Here is a 621-nt window from a genome sequence, read left to right on the forward strand (position 1 = left end):
CGAGGTCTAGTCAAACTAAAGGATTCGGCAAACCGAAACCAATGGTCACTAAGAATGCATGGAGAGCTATCAATTGGACAAAAGTCCAGCGGATGGTTTTCAAGTTGCAAAAACGTATCTATCAAGCGGCTCAATCGGGACAAGATGCAAAAGCTAGAAGGTTGCAGAGACTCCTTTTGAAGTCATATTACGTGAGGCTACTAGCGGTAAGGCGAGTAACCCAAGACAACCAAGGCAAGAAGACAGCCGGAGTGGATGGAGTAATAGCAATATCCCCAAAACAAAGGTTTGAACTTGTTGAGGAAATCAAAGGAAACTTCAAAGCCAAACCGTTACGGAGAGTCTGGATACCAAAACCCGGACGGGATGAAAAACGTCCCCTGGGAATCCCAACAATCCGAGACAGAGCCAAGCAAACCGTGGTCAAAATGGCAATGGAACCTTACTGGGAACCATTATTCGAGGGGACAAGCTATGGGTTTCGACCCGGACGCTCAACCCTTGATGCAATCGGCAGAATATTTGTCGCAATTAATCAAGGGGAATACTACGTCCTCGATGCCGACATTGCCAAATGTTTCGACCAGATTGACCATGATTACCTGCTATCCAAACTTCATT

General features: G+C 46.1%; 1 protein-coding gene. It reads left to right on the forward strand.

What is annotated here, in order from left to right:
• Positions 1 to 621 (forward strand): reverse transcriptase N-terminal domain-containing protein (locus AC0QHF_RS09550; RefSeq protein WP_324703976.1); only part of this gene is annotated, 621 nt, incomplete at both ends.

It is taken from the genome of Lyngbya sp. CCY1209 (genome assembly GCF_055795065.1).